The organism is Ornithinibacillus sp. 4-3 (assembly GCF_040958695.1).
Classification (GTDB): domain Bacteria; phylum Bacillota; class Bacilli; order Bacillales; family Amphibacillaceae; genus CALAMD01.
Genome location: NZ_CP162599.1, coordinates 1,382,184 through 1,402,698, shown reverse-complemented (window position 1 = coordinate 1,402,698; position 20,515 = coordinate 1,382,184). Strand labels below are relative to the sequence as shown.

Annotated in this window: 18 protein-coding genes; 3 read left to right on the top strand and 15 right to left on the bottom strand. The window is 35.2% G+C overall.

The features are described 5' to 3' along the window. Positions 1–107: 107 nt before the first annotated feature. The 11 genes from murF to AB4Y30_RS06735 all read right to left on the bottom strand — a co-directional run bounded on the left by murF (position 108) and on the right by AB4Y30_RS06735 (position 13,646). The gene (gene murF, locus AB4Y30_RS06785; protein WP_368654731.1) at positions 108–1,472 is read right to left on the bottom strand and encodes a UDP-N-acetylmuramoyl-tripeptide--D-alanyl-D-alanine ligase; all 1,365 of its coding nucleotides are present in this window, start codon (positions 1,470–1,472) and stop codon (positions 108–110) included. 3 nt (positions 1,473–1,475) lie between these two features. Next, the gene (locus tag AB4Y30_RS06780; protein WP_368654730.1) at positions 1,476–2,945 is read right to left on the bottom strand and encodes a UDP-N-acetylmuramoyl-L-alanyl-D-glutamate--2,6-diaminopimelate ligase; all 1,470 of its coding nucleotides are present in this window, start codon (positions 2,943–2,945) and stop codon (positions 1,476–1,478) included. A 246-nt stretch (positions 2,946–3,191) separates the two neighbouring features. Next, positions 3,192–5,123, bottom strand: coding sequence for a stage V sporulation protein D (locus AB4Y30_RS06775; RefSeq protein ID WP_368654729.1), 1,932 nt, complete (start codon positions 5,121–5,123; stop codon positions 3,192–3,194). 92 nt (positions 5,124–5,215) lie between these two features. Then, positions 5,216–7,417, bottom strand: a complete 2,202-nt coding sequence (locus tag AB4Y30_RS06770; RefSeq protein ID WP_368654728.1) for a penicillin-binding transpeptidase domain-containing protein — start codon at positions 7,415–7,417, stop codon at positions 5,216–5,218. Between the two features lie 15 nt (positions 7,418–7,432). After that, positions 7,433–7,801, bottom strand: a complete 369-nt coding sequence (gene ftsL / locus AB4Y30_RS06765; protein WP_368654727.1) for a cell division protein FtsL — start codon at positions 7,799–7,801, stop codon at positions 7,433–7,435. A gap of 2 nt (positions 7,802–7,803) precedes the next feature. Next, positions 7,804–8,778: a 16S rRNA (cytosine(1402)-N(4))-methyltransferase RsmH gene (gene rsmH, locus AB4Y30_RS06760; protein ID WP_368654726.1), complete on the bottom strand. Its 975-nt coding sequence runs from the start codon at positions 8,776–8,778 to the stop codon at positions 7,804–7,806. A gap of 19 nt (positions 8,779–8,797) precedes the next feature. Next, the gene (gene mraZ, locus AB4Y30_RS06755) at positions 8,798–9,229 is read right to left on the bottom strand and encodes a division/cell wall cluster transcriptional repressor MraZ (protein WP_368654725.1); all 432 of its coding nucleotides are present in this window, start codon (positions 9,227–9,229) and stop codon (positions 8,798–8,800) included. A gap of 201 nt (positions 9,230–9,430) precedes the next feature. After that, positions 9,431–11,050 carry a bacillithiol biosynthesis cysteine-adding enzyme BshC gene (gene bshC, locus AB4Y30_RS06750; RefSeq protein WP_368654724.1) on the bottom strand — a complete coding sequence of 540 codons (1,620 nt, stop codon included), beginning with the start codon at positions 11,048–11,050 and terminating at the stop codon, positions 9,431–9,433. Positions 11,051–11,236: 186 nt separating this feature from the next. After that, positions 11,237–11,620 (bottom strand): DUF3397 domain-containing protein, encoded by a 384-nt coding sequence (locus AB4Y30_RS06745; protein WP_368654723.1) that lies wholly within the window; start codon positions 11,618–11,620, stop codon positions 11,237–11,239. Between the two features lie 12 nt (positions 11,621–11,632). Continuing rightward, the gene (locus AB4Y30_RS06740; protein ID WP_368654722.1) at positions 11,633–12,499 is read right to left on the bottom strand and encodes a 2-dehydropantoate 2-reductase; all 867 of its coding nucleotides are present in this window, start codon (positions 12,497–12,499) and stop codon (positions 11,633–11,635) included. 682 nt (positions 12,500–13,181) lie between these two features. After that, positions 13,182–13,646 (bottom strand): RsfA family transcriptional regulator, encoded by a 465-nt coding sequence (locus tag AB4Y30_RS06735; protein WP_368654721.1) that lies wholly within the window; start codon positions 13,644–13,646, stop codon positions 13,182–13,184. A 185-nt stretch (positions 13,647–13,831) separates the two neighbouring features. Between AB4Y30_RS06735 and AB4Y30_RS06730 the strand changes: the two genes are divergently transcribed. Beyond that, on the top strand, positions 13,832–14,383 hold the full coding sequence (locus tag AB4Y30_RS06730) for a helix-turn-helix domain-containing protein (RefSeq protein ID WP_368654720.1): 552 nt from the start codon (positions 13,832–13,834) through the stop codon (positions 14,381–14,383). 160 nt (positions 14,384–14,543) lie between these two features. Here AB4Y30_RS06730 and rpmF read toward each other — a convergent pair whose 3' ends face one another. Together rpmF and AB4Y30_RS06720 are read right to left on the bottom strand one after the other, a co-directional pair. Continuing rightward, positions 14,544–14,717: a 50S ribosomal protein L32 gene (rpmF, locus tag AB4Y30_RS06725; protein WP_368654719.1), complete on the bottom strand. Its 174-nt coding sequence runs from the start codon at positions 14,715–14,717 to the stop codon at positions 14,544–14,546. Positions 14,718–14,759: 42 nt separating this feature from the next. Next, positions 14,760–15,308, bottom strand: coding sequence for a DUF177 domain-containing protein (locus AB4Y30_RS06720; RefSeq protein WP_368654718.1), 549 nt, complete (start codon positions 15,306–15,308; stop codon positions 14,760–14,762). 355 nt (positions 15,309–15,663) lie between these two features. Between AB4Y30_RS06720 and AB4Y30_RS06715 the strand changes: the two genes are divergently transcribed. Beyond that, complete coding sequence (locus AB4Y30_RS06715) at positions 15,664–16,872, top strand: nucleotidyltransferase (protein ID WP_368654717.1); 1,209 nt, start codon at positions 15,664–15,666, stop codon at positions 16,870–16,872. Positions 16,873–17,487: 615 nt separating this feature from the next. Here AB4Y30_RS06715 and AB4Y30_RS06710 read toward each other — a convergent pair. Beyond that, the gene (locus AB4Y30_RS06710; protein WP_368654716.1) at positions 17,488–18,510 is read right to left on the bottom strand and encodes a SepM family pheromone-processing serine protease; all 1,023 of its coding nucleotides are present in this window, start codon (positions 18,508–18,510) and stop codon (positions 17,488–17,490) included. Positions 18,511–18,755: 245 nt separating this feature from the next. On the opposite strand from AB4Y30_RS06710, the gene ylbJ reads away from it, so the two are divergent. Next, positions 18,756–19,958, top strand: a complete 1,203-nt coding sequence (ylbJ, locus tag AB4Y30_RS06705) for a sporulation integral membrane protein YlbJ (protein WP_368654715.1) — start codon at positions 18,756–18,758, stop codon at positions 19,956–19,958. A 55-nt stretch (positions 19,959–20,013) separates the two neighbouring features. On the opposite strand, the gene coaD is transcribed toward ylbJ, so the two are convergent. Beyond that, entirely contained in the window at positions 20,014–20,496 is a 483-nt protein-coding gene (gene coaD / locus AB4Y30_RS06700) for a pantetheine-phosphate adenylyltransferase (RefSeq protein WP_368654714.1), read from the bottom strand. Between the last annotated feature and the right edge of the window lie 19 nt (positions 20,497–20,515).

Genomic DNA, 20,515 nt, shown 5'->3' with positions numbered 1-20,515 from the left:
TCCTCCTTGTTGCAATAACCGTCATATTCCATAGAGCAGGACGTTGTGCTCGTGACGTCACGTTTTTAACCTGTAAGGGCGCAACTTTCGCTTTTCTTTATAATTCCCTATTTTGCTAAGACGTCTTTTACCAAATGCTCGAATGCCAAACCTCTGGATGCTTTAAATAAAATTAAATTATCCTTTACTAAATAGCGCTCCAAATGATTTAACAAAGCATCTTTTTCTGTAAAATGCATACATGCTACAGGTTTATTTTGTTCTAAGATGGCATTATGAATATAAATAGAATCATTCCCATATGTTAACACAGCAGTAATTTTTTCGTCTATCACAGGAACAATTGAGCGATGCATTTCTTCTGAACGATCACCAAGTTCATAAATATCCCCTAGCACTAAAATCTTCTCTTTGAAACCGTCTAAATGTTTAACAATCTCAATGGAAGCCTTCAGCGATGTTGGTGAAGCATTGTAAGCATCATTAATAATAACCGCATCATTTTTGCCAGTTAAAAATTCGAAACGCATTGCTGTTAATTCTAAACTCATTAAACCTTCTTTTATTTGATCGACAGGAATTTGCAATAACTTCCCTAGACAAACTGCAAAAGACGCATTTTGAGCATGATGCTTACCAATTAAAGGTATCTCATAAGTTTGCTGATCAGAAAGCTCAAATGTCGTATTCTTTTGTGATACATGAACATTGCTAATAACCACATCATTTTCTACTTGAAAACCACAAGTTAATGTTCGTCTAAACGTATTATGTATATGGAGCAATGGCTCATCACCATCGATAATTAACTTTCCTTCTTCTGCAAGGCCACTAATTATTTCTAATTTAGCTTGGGTAATACCATCACGTGAACCTAAAAATTCTATATGTGATTCCCCAATATTAGTAATAATTGCATAATCTGGCTCAGCAAGATTAGATAATAATTCAAGCTCTTTAAAATGATTCATACCCATTTCTAACACGAGTACTTCTGTATCCTCAGGCATACTTAATATGGTTAACGGCATACCGATATGATTATTGAAATTCCCAGCTGTATAATGTGTCTTATATTTCTTCTTACAAACAGCAGCAACAATATCTTTTGTCGTCGTTTTTCCATTTGATCCTGTAATCCCAATAACAATCGGATTTATTTCTTTACGATACATATGAGAAAGATACTGTAATCCCTCTAACGTATCTGTAACGTAGAAAACAGGAAAATCCCTTGCAACAAAGCTTGGTAGCTCTTTATCTTTCTTCCACAGCGTAGCAACAGCTCCATTATCGATTGCCTGCTCTAAGAAGTCATGCCCATCAAATAAATCGCCAACAATGGGAACAAATAATGCATTCGGCTGTTGTAAGCGACTATCTGTTGTAACATGCTCAATCATGATTTCCTCGAAAAGATTACCCTTTTCATTTGGTAAATGTTTTTCAATCCATTTTGTTGTTAATAACATGTTTTAATTCTCCTTAGCTCGTATGGCTTCATGCGCAACGATACGATCGTCAAAGTCATATCGTACATTATTAATTTCTTGATATGTCTCATGACCTTTACCAGCAATCAGTATAATATCACCTTCAGATGCAATTTCAACTGCTCTTGCTATAGCTTCTTTTCGCTGAACAATTACTTCATAATTATCTTTTTTGATTCCAGCAACCATATCTTCTAAAATGCTTTCTGGATCTTCTGTTCTCGGATTATCTGAAGTAAGCAATGCTTTGTCTGCGTATTGAACAGCAATATTAGCCATTAATGGGCGCTTCGTACGATCACGATCGCCACCACAGCCAACAACAACATAAATTTTACCCTTAACAAACTCTGTAATTGTTTGTAGTACATTCTCTAAAGAATCAGGTGTATGTGCATAATCAACAATGACTGCATAGTCTTGACCAGCCTTTACTTGCTCAAAGCGACCATCTACACCAGGAATATTTTCTAATGCTGCTTTAATCGTCTCTAATGGAATATTCATAGCAAGTGATGCTGCTATTGCTGCTAACATATTATACACATTAAACATTCCAATAAGTGGAGTTTTTATTTCCACTGTTCCCACCGGAGTTTCTAGGGTAAAAGTAGTGTGTGTAATTTCCAGTGAAATATTTTTTGCCATGATATCCGCAGTATTTTTACAGCCATAAGTTAAGACAGGCTGTGCAGTACTTTTCTTTAAAATGGCACTATGTACGTCATCTTCATTAACGATGGCAAACTTTTTCTTAGCTTTGTCATATCCATTACCCAGCTGTGCAAACAACATGCTTTTTGCTCGTAAATAATCCTTCATATCCTCATGATAATCCAAATGATCCTGAGATAAATTTGTAAAAATAGCGATATCATAATCACAACCATATACTCTTCCCAAATCAAGTGCATGAGAAGAAACCTCCATAATAGCTGTATCTACATTTGCCTGCACCATTTGATAAAATGTCTTTTGCAGTTGTAGCGAATCAGGAGTTGTGTTTTTTACTGGATATGTATCTGTTCCAATTTTGGTTTGAATTGTGCCGATTACACCTGTTTTTTGGTTGGCCTTATTCAATATTGCCTCTAATAAATAAGTAATTGTTGTTTTACCATTTGTTCCGGTGATTCCAACTAATTGGAGCTTATTTGTTGGATAATCATAAAATTGATTTGCTAGAAGAGATAATGCTCTAGTTGTATCAGACACAACAATTACTGGTACAGAAGTGTTTACTTCTTTTTCAGCAATGATAGCTCTTGCCCCATTTTCAATGGCTGGCTCGATAAAATCATGTCCATCAACTGTAAACCCTTTTATGCAAACAAAAAGATCCCCTTTTTTGATATTACGGTGATCCATTTCAACATTGTTAATTTCTATATCTTCTATTGGATTTTTTGCGGAAAAGAATGGTAGTATTTCCAATAATTTATCTAATTTCATTTTACATTTAACCTACCTTTGCTGTATCAATTATATTTGTATTGATTTTGTTTATCTTATAACATATTCTTCAATACCCTTTATATCTCGTGTATGAATCCTATTTAAAAAATTGGTTAACATGCACCGCCTTCCAAGGTCCTTAGGATAGCGATGCATGTTTTATTACTTTTACCTAACTTCATGCGAAATAAAATAACTAACCAATTACATCTTCCATAATATTATATCAAAGATACGCATGAATCAACGAGCCTTTTCATCTAAAAATACTCGAATAGTAGATCCTTCCTCTACCTTTATTCCTGCTTTCGGTTCCTGAGCAATAATGTAATCACCTTCACCGCTCGTTTCAACCGTTAAATCATCCATAAAGGAAAGTAATTCACTTGTCTGCATCCCAATCAAATCAGGTACTTCTATTGTTGGTTGTTCTGGCCATGCATATTTTTTAGGAACACCATCTTTGCTTCGTGGGACATCTAAAGCGCGTAAACTATCTTCAATAATTGTTCCAACAATTGGTGCGGCAACAACTCCACCAAATTGCACAACATTTTTAGGGTTATCAATTGCTACATAGACAACAATTTCTGGTTTTTCTATGGGAGCAGCTCCGATAAATGAAACAATATAATTATTTTGTAAATAACGTCCATCAGGGCCAACCTTTTGCGCTGTTCCTGTTTTTCCTCCAATGCGATAATCGTCCACATAAGCTGGTCGACCAGTTCCTTCTGCAACAACGGTTTCTAATGCATGACGTATCTCTTCAGAGGTTGAATCTGAAATAACTTTTTCTTTTAATTTCGGTTCCATTTTCTCTACTGCTTTACCCGTTTCTGGATCAATCCAAGCTTCAGCAATATAAGGTTCGTATAAATATCCGCCATTAATGGCTGCCGCTACTGCCATAACTTGTTGAATAGGTGTCACAGATACACCTTGACCAAAAGATGTTGTACCAAGCTCTACCGGACCCACATTTTCTAAATTAAATAAAATTCCTGTACCTTCACCGAATAAATCAATTCCTGTCTTAGATCCAAAGCCAAATTTTTCAATATAGGAGAATAGTTTCTGCTTGCCTAACAATTGTCCTAAATGAACAAATCCTGGGTTACAAGAGTTCTGTACTACTTCTAAAAATGATTGATCGCCATGTCCACCTGGCTTCCAGCATCTTAACTTCGTTCCACCAACGTCAATACTGCCAGTATCAAAATATCTATCATTTTCTAAATCTACTACTTGCTCTTCTAAAGCAGCTGCAAGTGTAATAATCTTAAAAGTAGAGCCAGGCTCAAACGTGCTCCAAATTGGCAAGTTACGGTTAAATACCTCACTGTCCACCTTTTGATAATCATTCGGGTGGAAATTAGGTCGTGAACTCATCCCCAGTATTCCTCCTGTATTTGGATTCAAAGCAATCGCAATTGCACCATCAGGACTATACTTTGATTCAGCGATATCTAGTTCACGCTCTAAAATTGTTTGAATACGTAAATCAATGGTTGTGCGTAAATGCAAACCATCTTCTGCTGCCATATAAAAATCTGCTGATTCCTCTAGTCTTCTTCCCTTTGCATCTGAAAAATACGAGAGCTTCCCTTCTTTTCCACTTAACTTTTCATCATAAAAAAGCTCTAGCCCCATTAAACCTTGATTATCAATACCCGTAAAACCTAATACATGTGATAAATAATTATCATAAGGATAATGGCGTTTAGAATCTTTTGCGAGATAAACTCCTTTAAGATCTAATTTCTTTAATTCTTCTTCCTGTTCTGTAGATATTTTTCTGCCATGTGGTTGAACACGGACAATCGATTCCCTCTTTGTGATAAATTCAATTGCCTGCTTATAATCCATATTCAAAATATCCATAAAGGCCTGTGCGACTGTCTCTTTGTCCTCAATTTGACTAGGAACTACCATTACAGAAAGCGCAGCAGTACTATCCGCTATTGGTTTTCCTTGTGCATCTAATATATCTCCACGATTAGCAGCAAACGAAATATCTCTACTCCATAAGTCATTCGCCTCTGATGTCAATCTGTCTGTCATTACCAATTGTACATAAGCTAGACGTAGAGCAATCACAATAAATAGTAAAATTCCAAAAAGAAAAACAGTAACTATTCGCTTTTTCGTCATCATCGTTGAAACAAATTTCATAATTCATCTCCTTTAAGTATAAAAGGCTTGTTCAACTATATGAGCTTACAAAGTCGAATAGAACACTGTCTTTCTAGCATTCCTACATGTGTTTATTCCTGTCTTTCTTCTTTCTTCTCTTCTTCTGGCTTTGGTTTTTCTGTAGGCGGAAGAAGCTCTACAGCTAAATAATCATTCTCTTTTAACTCCATTCCTTCTTCCACACTTTGCTTCACTACATAACCATTTCCGATAGTTTCTAATTTCATATCAAGCATTTCAGCAAATAGTAAAATTTCACGGTACGACCAGCCAGTTACATCTGGCATTGTCGGTTCCTCTGTTATCAGGATAAGTCGATCATTGATAAGCAGTTCTGTGCCTTGTCTAGCACTTGCTTCCTGTATTCTCTCTCCTTTACCAACAATGGAAACTCGTAAACCTTGTTCTGTTAGTAATTGATAAACCTGTTCTACATTTTCATTAATTAAATTAGGTAATTTTACAACTTGTGCTTCCTGGTTTTCCTCTTGATCTGGTTCAATATTTAAATAGTGCAGACCATTCTCCATTACATTTCTAAAAATATAAGAAACTGGAGCAGATCCCGATTCACCATCATCTAATTTTGGCTGCTTCACTGAGATATGCATGATTAATTCTGGATCATCCTTAGGTGCCATTCCTAAGAAAGAAAAAACATAGTTATTTTTCCCTGTTAAATAAGCAGTTTCTCCTTTTGGATCTGGAATTTCTGCTGTTCCAGTTTTACCAATCGCCGAATAAGAATCAAGTTGGTACATTTGCCCAGTACCTTCTTCAGAATTTACAACTAGATCTAACAAATCAATAACCTCTGCTGCTGTTTGTTCTGAAATCGGTTCACCAACTACTTTTGGTTCCTTTTCCTCAATAATTTCTCCTGTGTTTGGATCAACGATTTTGTCGATTACATATGGTTGTAACATTTTCCCACCATTAGCAAAAGCTGATGCTGCTTTTATTTGCTGAATAGGAGTCATTGTACTTCCTTGTCCAAACGAAGTTGTTATTTTTTCCAATGGCCAATTATAGAGAATTCTTCCAGGAATTTCACCAGGTAAATCAATAGATGTTTTCTTATCAAAATCAAATGCCTCTAAATACTCTAAAAATTTCTCTGGACCTAGCTCTTCCCATACGAGCTTGGAAGCAGCAACATTTGATGAGCGTGCGAAGCCTTCATCATAGCTAATTGTTCCCCAGCCTTCTCCTTGGTTATGGTCACCAATAGGTTCGATACGTTGGTTTATTTGATACCTTCCTGATTTAAAAAGCTCACTACCTTCATAAACTCCTGCATCAATTGCCGCAGCCCAAGTAAACATTTTCACGGTAGAACCTGGTTCAAATGGGCTTGATATTACATCGTTATACCAATTTTCTACATCTGCTGGATAATTGGGATCGTAACTAGGACGGTTACTCATTGCCACAATTTCACCAGTTTTTGCATTCATTACAACTGCAGTAATTCGCTCAGGTTCATAAGTACTTTCAACCTCTGTCATTGCATCGTCTAATAATGTTTGGATTTTTTGCTCAATAGTCAAATATACATCATGGCCATCTAAAGGCTTTTGAACTACTTCATCTGGATCGAGAAGCTTTTTATTATATAAATCTCGTTGATAGCTAACCTCACCATTTTTCCCACTTAGTAATTCATCTAAATCCTTTTCTATTCCAGTTACGCCATGCAATTCTTCCGTTTCATTATTTTTTTGAGCAAAACCAATAATATGTGATGCAAACACACCGTTTGGATAATAACGAACAGGCTCTTCATCAAATTGAATTCCTGGTAATTTCAATTCTTCAATCGCTACCTTTGTTTTTTGCGATAGCTCTCTACCAACTTTTCCAAATTCTACTTGGAAGCTGCCTTTTTCTTTACCATTTTCGATTTGTTCAATTAAAAATGCTTCATCCGTTTCTAAGATTGGTGCTAGTGCTTCCGCTGTTCCTTCTACATCATCCACATGCTTTTTCTCTTTCGCTCCACGTGAAAAGTCCTCATCAATAATAGCGTACATGCGATATGTTAAACGATCTGCAGCAAGCGGCATTCCTTTAGCATCAAAAATTTTCCCTCGACTTGCTTTAAGTACATAGGAAGATTTTCTTTGCTCTTCTGCCCATTCTTTAAGAGAAACACCATCAATTTCTCCCTTAGCTTGTATGTATATGAAACGCCCTGCAATAATCATAAACATTGCAACAAACACAATCATAAGAATACCTGTCATTAATTTGGTATTATTATTGTTCTTCATGATTGTTCACCCTAACTAGTTGTTTAAAACTTTAGCTTGTCTGACCTCAGCATCTTTAATTTTCAATCCGTTCTCTTTCGCTATCTTCGTAATTCTCTCTGGTTTACTTAATTCTTTAATTTCAAAGGCTAAACCTTCATTTTCAATTTTTTGATGCTGTACTTGACTTTCTAATGTTTGTATTTCACGATTTAGACTATCTGTTGTTGAAGAGAAAGAAACCATATAAAGACTTGAAGCAACTAATAAGGACCCAACCAATGAATATAATATTTTTTCACCTTTTGTAATCCAGCTTTGTTTTTTTACACGAATTACTTTTCTTTCAACAGGTTGTTTATGTGGTGCACTTTCATTCCATCTTCTCGCATGATTGGTATTCAAATCTATTTCCACCCTTCTTCATACATAAATGCATTATTCCAATTTCGTTTCTTTTCTACAATTCTTAGTTTTGCAGAACGCGAACGACGATTATCTTCTAGTTCGCTTTCATTAGCTATAATTGGTTTTCTCGTAATTAATTTAAATGGTGCTTCGTGCTCTGGCGGAATGATAGGTAAACCTCTCGGTGTCTCTAATGGAGTACACCATTTTTTAAAGGCTTGTTTACATATACGATCTTCCAAGGAGTGAAAAGTAATTACAGCAATTCGACCATTGATTGCAGTCATTTCTGCAGCTTGATGCAGTGCATCTTCAAATGCCTTTAATTCATCATTTACTGCTATTCTAATTGCTTGAAATACTCTCTTCGCTGGATGTCCACCTTTTCGCCTAGCAGGAGCAGGTATAGCTTCTTTAATAATTTCTACTAATTCATGTGTTGTCTCTATTTTTTTTGTAGCACGATAATGTTCAATTTTACGAGCAATTTGTTTAGAAAACTTCTCTTCCCCATAGGAAAAAAAGATGGATACTAACCTTTCATATGGCCACTCATTGACTACTTCATAAGCTGTAAGTGCTTGCTCTTGATTCATTCGCATATCTAACCTTGCATCATGTTGGTAACTGAATCCTCTATCTCCTTGATCTAATTGTGGAGAGGAAACACCTAAGTCAAAAAGAATACCATCCACTTCTGTAATTTCAAGACGTTCTAACTCTACACGTAGCTGTCTGAAATTAGAATGTACAAACCTAGTACGTGATAGATAGGGTTGGAGTTTTGTCTTTGCTGCTTCAAGTGCAACAGTATCTTGATCAAAAGCTATTAATTGACCTTCTTCGGATAATCTGGATGCAATTTCAATTGAGTGGCCTGCGCCACCAACTGTACAATCAACATAAATTCCATTCGGTTTAATTGCTAATCCTTTAATTGTTTCTTCTTTTAAAACACTCTCATGTTTAAACATACATCCACCCATTCTAATACTAGATATCAAAATCCATTAGGTTTTCAGCTATTTCAGCAAAAGATTCCTCAGAATCATCAAAGTAATCTTCCCAAGCATCCTTAGCCCATAATTCAAGTCTATTTGATACACCTATAACTACACATTCTTTATCTAACGCTGCATATGTACGAAGTGATTGAGGAACATTAATTCTTCCTTGTTTATCTACTTCACATTCCACTGCACCCGAAAAGAAGAATCGTGTAAATGCTCGTGCATCTTTCTTTGTAAGCGGGAGTTTTTTTAACTTTCCTTCAATAACTTCCCATTCATCCATTGGATAGATAAATAAACATTTATCCAGTCCACGGGTAACAATAAAACGGTCGCCAAGCTCCGTTCTAAACTTTGCTGGAACAATTATTCTTCCTTTTGTATCAAAGTTGTGTTGGTATTCACCCATGAACATACAGAACCCCCACTTTCATGTTTTTATATTACCACATCCCCCCACTTTTCACCACAGTTTTATTAAAAATAGGAATATGGTATTAAAAATACTTTGTACACAAGAAAACACCAGAACTGGAAATACTCCAATTCTGGTGCTATCAAGCTAAAAATCTATTTGTTTTTCCTTCTTTTTATCTTTTGTGGTAGATGGTGGGGATCAGATATATACAACATAATGCTCTTCTTCAAAAGAACAATCTACGTCAATCAAAGGTTTCATAAATTCAAATCCATAATTATTCATCCATTCTAATGGACTCCATATTCTTTCTTGCAAGACACCTAGTGGATGTAATTGGTTTGAAATCATATCAAAACTTTTAATTTCATTCGCATACTTTTCCTCAAGCGCACGAAGCATTTGTTGTTTTAGAAAATCTACTTCTTTGTGTAGATAAGCTAAGTTCTTCTTTGCTAATCCTGATAAATCAGCGCGTATATCTCCCGCGATTTCTTGTAGTGGTTGATGTAACTTTTCGATACTTAATTTTACTTGTTCTGTAATTGCGTCAATTGGTGGATTCGCATGAGACGCTAACCAATTCACTTTAAGGTCGTCTACACCATTTAAAATAGCATGCTCCATCGATATTGTTAGTTTTGCTAATCGTTTTTGTAGAGCATAATCCACATATGTAAAGGATAGTCGTGGTAAAACAGGTGGCACTTGCAGGTCTAAGCTATGAAATGCTTTTTTCAAAACAGCCCAATAGCTTATCTCACCATTTCCTCCAATAAAAGCTAATGTTGGAAATACAAGCTCTTGCATGATTGGTCTTGTAACAACATTATTGCTTAATAAACAGGGGGATTTTCTAGCAGCTTCAAGTAATTCATCTGTAGATAATTCTACTTCATTTTGTTTACCCACCCATAAATCCTTCGTTTCACGCTTTAGTAAAATACGTTCATTTTCATGTAAATAAAATAAATGCGCATCATCCTCTTCTGGCTCTAAATCTATCGCATATCCAGATTGTTTAAGAGAATGATAGGTTTGGTATACTGCCTTTGCAATATCAGGCTGTTTTTCAATCATCAATTCAAAATACTCACTTTCATAAGAACGAATACGAGTATCATTAGAATCCATTAACACAAGTCCTTCTTCTTTAAATAATTGAAAAATCACTCGTGCAAAGAAATCAACCATAGATTTTGATTCATGCAAACATCGCTTTATTTCATCATATAATGTCTTTGTGTGCTGTGTTTCATTTAATTGAGTAAACAGTTGATTAAGCCATTTATTCATATGTTTTTCTTCTAGTTTAATGCTTGAAACTGGTTGTTTTTCATCAACCTGCTGGGCAAGTGTTACCTTTTTAATTTTCGTCTGATTTTGTGTGTATACATGATTTACTTCATCATAATCATGGTCTTCTCCAGCAATCCAAAAAACCGGAATAACTGGAATATTTAATTCTGCTTCTTGCTTTCTAGCAAATTGAATAATCGATATAACTTTATTAATGGTATATAACGGACCAGTAAGTAGACCCGCTTGCTGTCCTCCAATAACGACAACACTATTATCCTGTTTTAATCTTTCTATATTTTCAAAAGTGGATGTTGGTGCCCCCCACTCTTCATTCATCGCATGTAAAGTTTCTGCTAACTGTTCTCTACGAAAAGAACGTTTTTGTAAATCTTTCACTCTTTGTCCATAGGAATGAAACGGTGAGTAGTCGAAATATTGCATGATGCTTTCATCATTTTCTCTATATTGTTTGATTAAGTTACTTGTATTATGTAGTTTAATTGGCTCCACGCGCATAGGACATAAGCTCCTTTAATATAAATTAACTCTTCAATAATGAAGTGATAATTACTGATTTTTAAATAGATAAATAGATTGAGACAAAGATATTTTCCAGACCTCTAATTACAGCAATTTCATTCCATTGATTCATATTGTACAGAAAAGCTTTTCATAATGCATGAAATCTGTTTGCAAAAACATCTAATAAAAGAAAACTCGCTGTAGGATTCCAATGATATTAAAAATGACATATAACATAAAATAGATTAAGAAACTAACTCGCCAAAATAATTTGATCATTTTAGGGAATAGAATTTCATTATGTATCTTCCACTGAATAATAACAATGGTAACTAAAATCAATAAAATAAAAGTGAGTGAAGCAGCTAAATAATAGCTTCCAAATATTGCTTTTAACATCATGCTCACACTGATCATGTAAACGACCGTGGAATAATTAATCGCTTTATGAAAAGCTCTTACTGGATGTTTACCTAACTTTAAACTGATAAAATAGACGACCGCTGTAACCATAAATGGAGCGATTATAAAAAAAGCTAATGCGTAACTAAATATATCTAACATAATAATTATTTTTTATCCTTTCATCTCTTTTGCTTTAACAGCATGATAAACAAATTGAGTTAATGGTTTTTCCATAGCTTCAATAGTTAATAAATAACCTGTAATCGATTCTATTTCTGTAGAACGATTGCTTTGAATATCTACTAGCATAGAGGAAGTGTTATCAGCTGTAGCATAAGCAATTTTCTGAATTCGCTTCCATTGCTCCTCTTTATTCATTTTCAAAAGCTTTGTTGATTCTACACATAATGTATAAGCCATTTTTCGTAAATAATCATTTGTAAGTAGTTCCCCATTTTTCACTTCAAAAATAGCTGTCAGTGGATTAATGACAGCATTAATAATTAACTTTGATTGGAGAAGTTCTTTCCAATCTATATTTGCATAAACAGGGAAATCACTTTGATGTAAACTATTTACTAATTGGTATAATAATTGATTTTCTTTGGGATAAGCTGCTATTTTTATAGCACCTAATCCTGTATGTATAACATGATTTTCCTTTTGCCGAAGTGCACCATGCTCCACAACACCAAGGAACACTTGAGTACCCCATTCATCTAGTAAATGAATATGCCCCATACCATTTTGTAAAAACAATAGAGGCGTATGCTCATTTTTCTGCTTAAGCTGGGGTAAAACATCTTTCAGTTGATTCGATTTCACACAAACAATAAGAAGATCTTCTTCCATCATCTCTTCTAATAAGAATGCTTTTACACTGGAAATCATCTGATTTTGATTAAGTAAGATTCCCTCATGATTAATTTTATGCTTTTGCTCCTGTCTCCTTACATAAAGATGTACCTCATGATACTTTGATAAAAAACTACTTAATAATAAACCGATAGATCCCCCACCAATAATACCAATCTTCACAATGCCTCTCATCCCTACCGCTTATTTTGTTTTATTATAGCAAATCAAGCTAGAGGAGAAAAAGGGAAACACTTGTTGACTCTGATATTTCCAAATAAAGATATTGAACGAAAAGTGTAACTCGCTCCTTTACAGGCTAAGAACGTAATGCCAAGAGCACAATGCGTAAGTTACACGGATTAAATACGCACTACACGCGAGCAACATCCGCACTAGTACATCCTTTACGTCGTAGCACGTCCTATGCGTCAAACTTCCTTTACCCCGAGATAAAGGAAACATGCCCCTTTAGGGGTATCCGATGTTAGGCTTTAGCCTGGTTATAGTCAGGCTTTCTTATAAAATAAAACCGATAGTGACTTCCACACAGTGAACACGACGAGCTAGTATCGACGTTGGTGCTCGTGACATGACCGAACTTAGTCGATGAAAGTATGACTATACTTCTGTCTGCGCCTGTCGTCTTGCCAATCAGTAAGTTTTCTTTATCATAGACTAGCTTCGCTTTAGCCCATAATTTTTGGCGCTCGGAGCCAAACAGCACTATCTTTGAATAAGCATTAATCTACGCAAATTTATACTTTCTTATCTCACAAGCTAATATCAGTGGAGGAAAATTCCCCCACTGATTCCTAGTTTATAAAAATAAATAGTCCATTACTAATTTTGAAACTTTTACTATTTAAATTTTCTCTGTCGGTTGATTTACCCATTCCCATAGTCTTCTCATTTCTATCCATGCTGCTTCATAACGTTCTAATAATGCCTTTAATTCTTTATTTTCATTTTGCAGACGCACGACAGATTCCTCTACATCATTTTTATCCACATGATGCGATTTTAATTGTTTTAATATAGCTATCGCTTGTTCTATCGTATCTTGATTAGGCGGTTGGACTCTATTTTTATCTTGATGACCTTTTCCTAATTTACGTTCTTCTTTTGCTAACCGTATTGCTTGTTCAAATTGCTTTCTTACCGTAGCATTCCAACGAAAACCACATGCGGAAGCAGACCTTGAAAGCTCCTCTGCAACATGCTTAAATGCTTCTAATTGTGTTTTTCCTTCACGTATATAACGTAAAACAATTTCTGCTAGTAACATATCTTCATCTTTTGACCAAGCATCCTGTCTTTGCTTTTTCATTTGATTCCTCCTAAATATTTTTATTATCAATGTATGTGGGTTATTAGATTAGTAGAATCAATGTTTTTATATATTGTTAAGTTTTCTCCTTCGCAAAAGGATCGAAAGGAGGAAGTTTAATGCATTTATATATTCTGTGGTATATTAATTATTAGAGATATTTCGTAACTAAAGGAGAATTTGGTGTGGATCAACGAATTGGAGAACTAATTAAAGACTTACGTATCGAAAGAAGACTAACCTTAAAACAAGTAGCAGAGAAAACAGGTTTATCTGCTAGCTTCTTGTCTCAAGTGGAACGTTCAAAATCCTCTATCACTTTACAATCACTTTCAAAAATATCCGATGCATTAGATGTGAGTCGGAGTTATTTCTTTACCGAAAATAAGGAAACTGAACATATTTTTAGAAGCAAGGAAGAGAATGATTTAAATTTCCATAATTCTAATTTTGTATATCAAAGCTTGTCCGGAAATGTAAAACATCCCATGTTTGAGCCTATGTTAGTTGTTTTACTACCAAACGAAGAGAATGTAAGGGCTTCTACACATAGTGGACAAGAGTTTATCTATGTCTTAGAAGGTACACTAACTGTATTAATTGAGGACAAGGAGGCAACTCTGGAGCCTGGAGACAGCTTTCATATCGACTCTTCCACTCCACATACTTGGTATAATCACACACAACAACATGTGAAACTTCTCTACGTCTATTCCCAATATTCTATTGCTAAGTGAATTAAAATAGGAATCACCTCTACATATATAAAAATCGCTCAGATAAATTATCTGAGCGATTTTTATATATTGTATGTTAGAAAAGCGTCGAACTAATCTAGTAATAATCTTATCTTGCCTTCGGAGAAATTCTCCTGGTTAAGTAATGTTTATTTTAAAATTAGTTGTTTACTACTTCTTTCCCATCATAATGACCACATGCTTTACAAACACGGTGTGGTAAAGTTGCTTCTCCACAATTTGAGCATTTGATTAAGTTTAATGCGCTTAATTTATCATGTGTACGACGTTGTCTTTTTACTTTTTTAGAAGTTCTTCTTTTAGGTACTGCCATGCCCTACACCTCCTTCAAGTGGGTAAAATATAATCAACATGATTATTGATCTTTCTTGTTATTTAATAAAGATTGCAATTTCATTAAACGAGGGTCAACTGCATCTTCTCGTTTTTTATCATCCTGTTCGTCGTCCTGCAATGTTAGCTCCCAACCTTTACCTTGCATTAATGCTTGATTGAGAACCTCTGGATCATCAGAGAAAACTCGATATGGAACAGCTAATAAAATATTTTCATGAATACTAGGCGCTAAATCAATTACTTCCCCTTCAATTGGAAAAATAATTTCCTCTGCATCATCATCGTCTTCTTCATCTGCAGAAATTGAAAATACTTCCACCTCTTTAATATGAAAAGGGTACGGAACATCTACCAATGTTCTGGCACAAGGAAGTATCAATTCTCCACTTATTTCCAGAGAAATAATATAACGATCGCCATCTACCACACAATTCCCTTTTACAAGGACTGGTGATATATCACGAATATCTTCATGGAGCTTTTTCACTTCAGAAGCATCCACTTCTCTTTCAAAATAGAAAACAGCATTTTCTGTTTTTCTTCTTATTTCAGCTAATGAAAACTTCATCAAATTCACCTCAGGGCAACAGAAGTTATTTTAAAAGAAAAAACGACTTTTGTCAATAGTTCTTTCTTTACAAGAATATTTTTTCCTAATCTAACTTTTTTCGAGCTTACTATGGAGGAAAAGACATTTCTGGTTATAAAACTATGACATCTACCAGAGTGTTATTTTCTGTCAGCAAGCTTCTGTTAATCAAAGATAAAGCCTTAAATAACATACCATATTTACAGCAAGATTAAAACCTTATAATAGCTTTTCACAAATAATAAAAATCATTCTCTAACATCATCTCTTTCATAGTGAACGTTACAATAAATATTTGTTATAATGACGGTATCAATATTTAGGAGTTGTTACTGTGAAAGCTTGTGGTGTAATCGTTGAATACAATCCTCTCCATAACGGACATGTATATCATATCCAAGAATCCAAAAAAATATCAAAAGCAGATTGTATCATTGCTGTTATGAGTGGTTCCTTTCTACAAAGAGGAGAACCAGCCATTATCGATAAATTCCACCGAACGAAAGCAGCATTACAAGCCGGTGTTGACATCGTCTTAGAGCTACCATTTATGTATGCTGTACAAAGCAGTGAATTATTCGCACAAGGCGCTGTACAAACATTAAATCATATTGGTGCTTCAAGTATTTGCTTTGGTAGTGAGTCAGGCTCTATTTCTCATTTTATAACAAGTTATACAAATTTAAAAGAGAAAGAAAAAGAATACGAGCAGGCTTTAAAAAGCTTTTTACAACAAGGGCTCTCATTCCCAGTTTCTAGTGAAAAAGCAAAGCAGAAAATTGATGCTTTAAATAATGACTTTGATATTTCTAAGCCAAATAATATATTAGGGTTTAGCTATATACGAACAATTCTAGACCAAAATTTACCTATTGAACCCCTAACAATTAAACGGATAAATAATGACTTTCATGATACCGCTATTTCTAACCCTATCTCTAGTGCAACAAGTATCCGTAAAGAACTCGTTAAAGAGAAAGGTTTATCTCAACAGTTATTACAGTCTTTTCCACATAGTACAGAAGTACAATTATTAATGTATAAGGAAAATGCAGGAATATGGCATACATTGGAGCATTATTTTCCTTTATTACACTATCGAGTACAAACCATGTCATTAGATGAACTTGCTCAAATACAAGGTGTAAATGAAGGTCTAGAGCATCGTATCAAGCAAACAGCTAAACAAGCGACATCGATGAATGATTGGATTAATCGCATTAAAACAAAGCGTTATACATGGACAAGAATCCAGCGCTTATTTATTCATTTACTAACAAATACCACAACCGAGCAAATGCAAGCATTAGAAGAAGATGTTCCCTATGTACGTATCTTAGGTTTTTCCAATATGGGTCAAGAGTATCTACATGAAATTAAAAAACAAATGGAAGTTCCCTTGCTTACTTCTATTGGACGTAATCCTGTGGGACTGCTAGCTGCAGAGGAAAAGGCAACAGCAGCCTATTACAGTGTTCTCTCTCCTGATAAGGCGAGAAGGCTAATAAAACAAGAAATAACAGGTCCTGTAAGAATGTATTAACACACTGTATCGAACGAAAAGCGCAAGTTGCGCCCTTACAAGCTAAAAACGCGACGTCACGAGCACAACGCATAGGGGTACGGATTAAGTACGCTACGTCACGAGAGCAACATCCGCACTAGTAAATCCTGTACGTCGTAGCACATCCTATGCGTCTTAAAAACGTAGAGATTGCGCCCCTGCTTTTTGGGGGTGGTTTGACGTTATTCGAACTTCCTTTATCCTCGAGATAAAGGAAACAAGCTCTTTTAGGGGTATCCAACGTTAGGCTTTAGCCTGATTTTAGTCGGGCTTCCTTATATAACAAAACCGATGTTGACTTATACCGGCGGGACACGACGAACACGACGAGCTAGTATCGATGTTGGTGTTCGTGACGTGACCGAACTTAGTCGATGAAAGTGCGACTTTACTTCTGTCTGCGCCTGCCGGCTTGCCAATCAGTAAGTCTTCTTCATTGTAGGGTGGCTCGCGTTAGCTCTTAGTTTTTGGCGCTCGGAGCCAGACAGCGCTATCTCTGAATAAGCATTAATTTACGCAAATTTATTCTTGCTTATCTCACCACATAGAAGAGGTATGGGAATTCATGCCCATACCTCTTCTGTGTTTCCTATATTATTTTGGATCTAACTGATTCATATAATCAACTGCATCTTGAAAGGTATCTACAGGTACAATTTCCATATCTGTTTTAATTTCTTCAGCAGTTTGTTGGGCAACTTCATAATTGGAGCCTTTAGCCCCATTTTCATTAGGAACGAAGAAAATATCACATCCTTGGCGATCAGCTGCAACTACTTTTTTATCTATGCCACCGATACGAATGACATTTCCTTCAAAATCTAATTCACCAGTTGCAACAATTTGGTACCCTTTTGTTAAATCCTCTTCTATTAATTGATCATAAATCTCTAAGGCAAAAATCAAACCTGCACTTGGCCCACCAATATTTCCACTAGAGAAAGTCACCTCTGGTTGGACCTTTACCTGACGATCAGCAACAAGCTGGATTCCTACACCAACTTTATCTTCATCTTCAAATTGAGCGAGTGTAAGTGTTTCACTACCGGGTTCTTCATCTCTAATAAATTCCACTTCCACTGTGTCTCCCGCTGATTTTGCTGTTACATAATCGACTAAATCACTTGTTTCTTTTACTTCACGTCCATCAACACTAACAATTCGATCACCCATCATCAGCTTACCATCTGCAGGCATATTCTCAACTACAGACACTACATAAACACCATCATATTCAATCGTAATATCCTTACCAGCGGCCTCGTAAGCAACTACTGTAGCTGATTTTTGTGCACTATCCATCATTTGTAGCTGAGCATGCCAATACTGTTCGTCTGTCCATCCTTCTGGTCGTACATCTTCTAAACGACGAATCTCATGATGAGGGAGAAGCTTTGCCGCTAATAATCGTATTGGAGTTGCCTGCCCACCACTTACAGTCACTAAATGCATTTGTCCCTCACTTGCTGTAGCTCCTTCTACTTCCACAACACCTGTTAATGGATCTGCGCTACCTGGCTGATAAACATAATAAGGTAATTTATAAGTCGACAAAAGGAAAGCTAAAATAACTGTTATCGTTCCAAAAAGCAGTAAACGTCTTATTGTATTTTTCATGATTGTTCCTTTCTCAATATTACAAATGTGTATGGAATAAATGATTGTCCTTTATGCGTATACATCTATTACAAAGCTTTTTCTAGATCAACTATACCCATGAATCAATTATCCATTTAACTATTCTTTCGTGGAGAAATCCACTTGCTTGAAGCCTTTACTTAACTACAATATATTCTATTGTTATTTTACTATTCCTAACAATAGAAGTACAGAATTTGTTAATCCATATAGGGGGAGTAATATTGAAACATTGGTTCTTAACATTAATGATCGCATTTTGTACAATAAGTGTCTTTATCTTATTTATTATTTATCCACAAGAAACACTTGAAGCAAGCCTCAATGGTTTAAATGTCTGGGGGAAAATAATTTTTCCTTCCCTACTCCCTTTCTTTATTTTATCTGAACTATTAATCAGCTTTGGTGTAGTTCGTTTTATTGGAGTATTATTTGAACCAATTATGCGACCTATCTTTAATATTCCAGGAGCAGGTAGCTTTGCCTGGATTATTGGAATGGCAAGTGGTTATCCTTCAGGTGCAAAAATCACAGCAAAATTAAGGGAAGAAGAACAACTAAGTAAAATAGAAGCAGAACGGATTATTGCTTATTCTAACAACGCTAGTCCTTTATTTATTTTTGGAGCTGTAGCAGTTGGAATGTTCCATGATGCTCAATTAGGATTATTGATTGCTGTTTGTCATTATATGGGAAATATGATTATTGGCTTTTGTATGCGTTTTTATGGGACTAAATCAGAAAGTCCTAAAAAAATTACCGAAAAAAATTTTTCCCTCAAACAAGCTTTTAATCAAATGCACCTTACTCGGATACGTGATACAAGACCATTTGGTACAGTATTAAGCGATGCCGTCATTCAATCCATTCAAACCTTATTATTAATTGGAGGATTTATCATCTTATTTTCTGTTCTATCCAATCTTCTCATCGTCATTGAGAGTACACAAATTATTGTTTGGACCATCGCAGGCATCCTGTCTGCTCTATCCATATCCACGGAATTTAGTTTTTCTATTTTCACTGGTTTATTTGAATTATCTTTAGGGTCCTACTTAATCGCAAATGAGGATGCTGGTAGTTTGCTCCAAAAACTAATACTTGTCAGTTTCTTACTTGGTTTTAATGGCTTTTCTGTACATGCACAGGTTGCTTCCATCTTAGCCAAGACAGATATAAGTTTCGCTCCTTACTTTTTTGCAAGAATTATGCACGGTATTATCGCTAGTATACTAACCATTTTTCTATTTTCGCCAATGTATCTAAGTAAGCAAGGTGCTAAACTTGAAACGATGCCTGTTTCCCAAGAACCTGTTTTTTCCTTTTTCGCTTTTACTTTAGAAAAAATGATGATTTATGGTACATTTATCACCATAACAGCTATTGGAATAGCAAGCATCTTATATATCCAACGAACTTATAAATAGAAGAAAATCGTATTCCTAAGCAAAATAGGAATACGATTTTCTTCTATTTAAAGCTCTAATTATTAAATTTTTGTTTTAATGCTTCTGCAACAACAGGTGGAACTAAATCACTTACATCCGCATGATATGTTGCTACTTCCTTGACAATACTAGAACTTAAAAAGGAGTATTGATTATTGGTCATCATGAAAAAGGTTTCAATTTTTTCTTCTAGCTTGCGGTTCATGGAGGTAATTTGCATCTCATATTCAAAATCACTTACTGCGCGTAGTCCTCTTAAAATGACTTGTACATTTTTTTTTCGAGCATAATCAATTAATAACCCTTCACTTGCATCTACTTTCACATTTGGTAGATGCTTCGTTGCTTCTTTAATGAGATGAATTCTCTCTTCTACTGAAAATAATGTTTTCTTAGATGAATTAATAAAAACAGCAACGATAATTTCATCAAATATTTTCGAACCTCGCTGGATAATATCCATATGACCATTTGTAAGCGGGTCAAAGCTTCCTGGGCAAATTGCTATTTTCGCCAACTAGACCAAACTCCTATCT

Bases quoted from the DNA above. Each gene is read 5' to 3' on its own strand.
- AB4Y30_RS06710 (WP_368654716.1), bottom strand. From the start codon at position 18,510: ATGAAAAATACAATAAGACGTTTACTGCTTTTTGGAACGATAACAGTT.
- AB4Y30_RS06745 (WP_368654723.1), bottom strand. From the start codon at position 11,620: ATGTTAGATATATTTAGTTACGCATTAGCTTTTTTTATAATCGCTCCA.
- rsmH (WP_368654726.1), bottom strand. From the start codon at position 8,778: ATGTTTAAACATGAGAGTGTTTTAAAAGAAGAAACAATTAAAGGATTA.
- AB4Y30_RS06770 (WP_368654728.1), bottom strand. From the start codon at position 7,417: ATGAAGAACAATAATAATACCAAATTAATGACAGGTATTCTTATGATT.
- bshC (WP_368654724.1), bottom strand. From the start codon at position 11,050: ATGCGCGTGGAGCCAATTAAACTACATAATACAAGTAACTTAATCAAA.
- rpmF (WP_368654719.1), bottom strand. From the start codon at position 14,717: ATGGCAGTACCTAAAAGAAGAACTTCTAAAAAAGTAAAAAGACAACGT.
- AB4Y30_RS06780 (WP_368654730.1), bottom strand. From the start codon at position 2,945: ATGAAATTAGATAAATTATTGGAAATACTACCATTCTTTTCCGCAAAA.
- AB4Y30_RS06720 (WP_368654718.1), bottom strand. From the start codon at position 15,308: ATGAAGTTTTCATTAGCTGAAATAAGAAGAAAAACAGAAAATGCTGTT.
- murF (WP_368654731.1), bottom strand. From the start codon at position 1,472: ATGTTATTAACAACAAAATGGATTGAAAAACATTTACCAAATGAAAAG.
- mraZ (WP_368654725.1), bottom strand. From the start codon at position 9,229: ATGTTCATGGGTGAATACCAACACAACTTTGATACAAAAGGAAGAATA.
- AB4Y30_RS06735 (WP_368654721.1), bottom strand. From the start codon at position 13,646: ATGAAAAAGCAAAGACAGGATGCTTGGTCAAAAGATGAAGATATGTTA.
- AB4Y30_RS06775 (WP_368654729.1), bottom strand. From the start codon at position 5,123: ATGAAATTTGTTTCAACGATGATGACGAAAAAGCGAATAGTTACTGTT.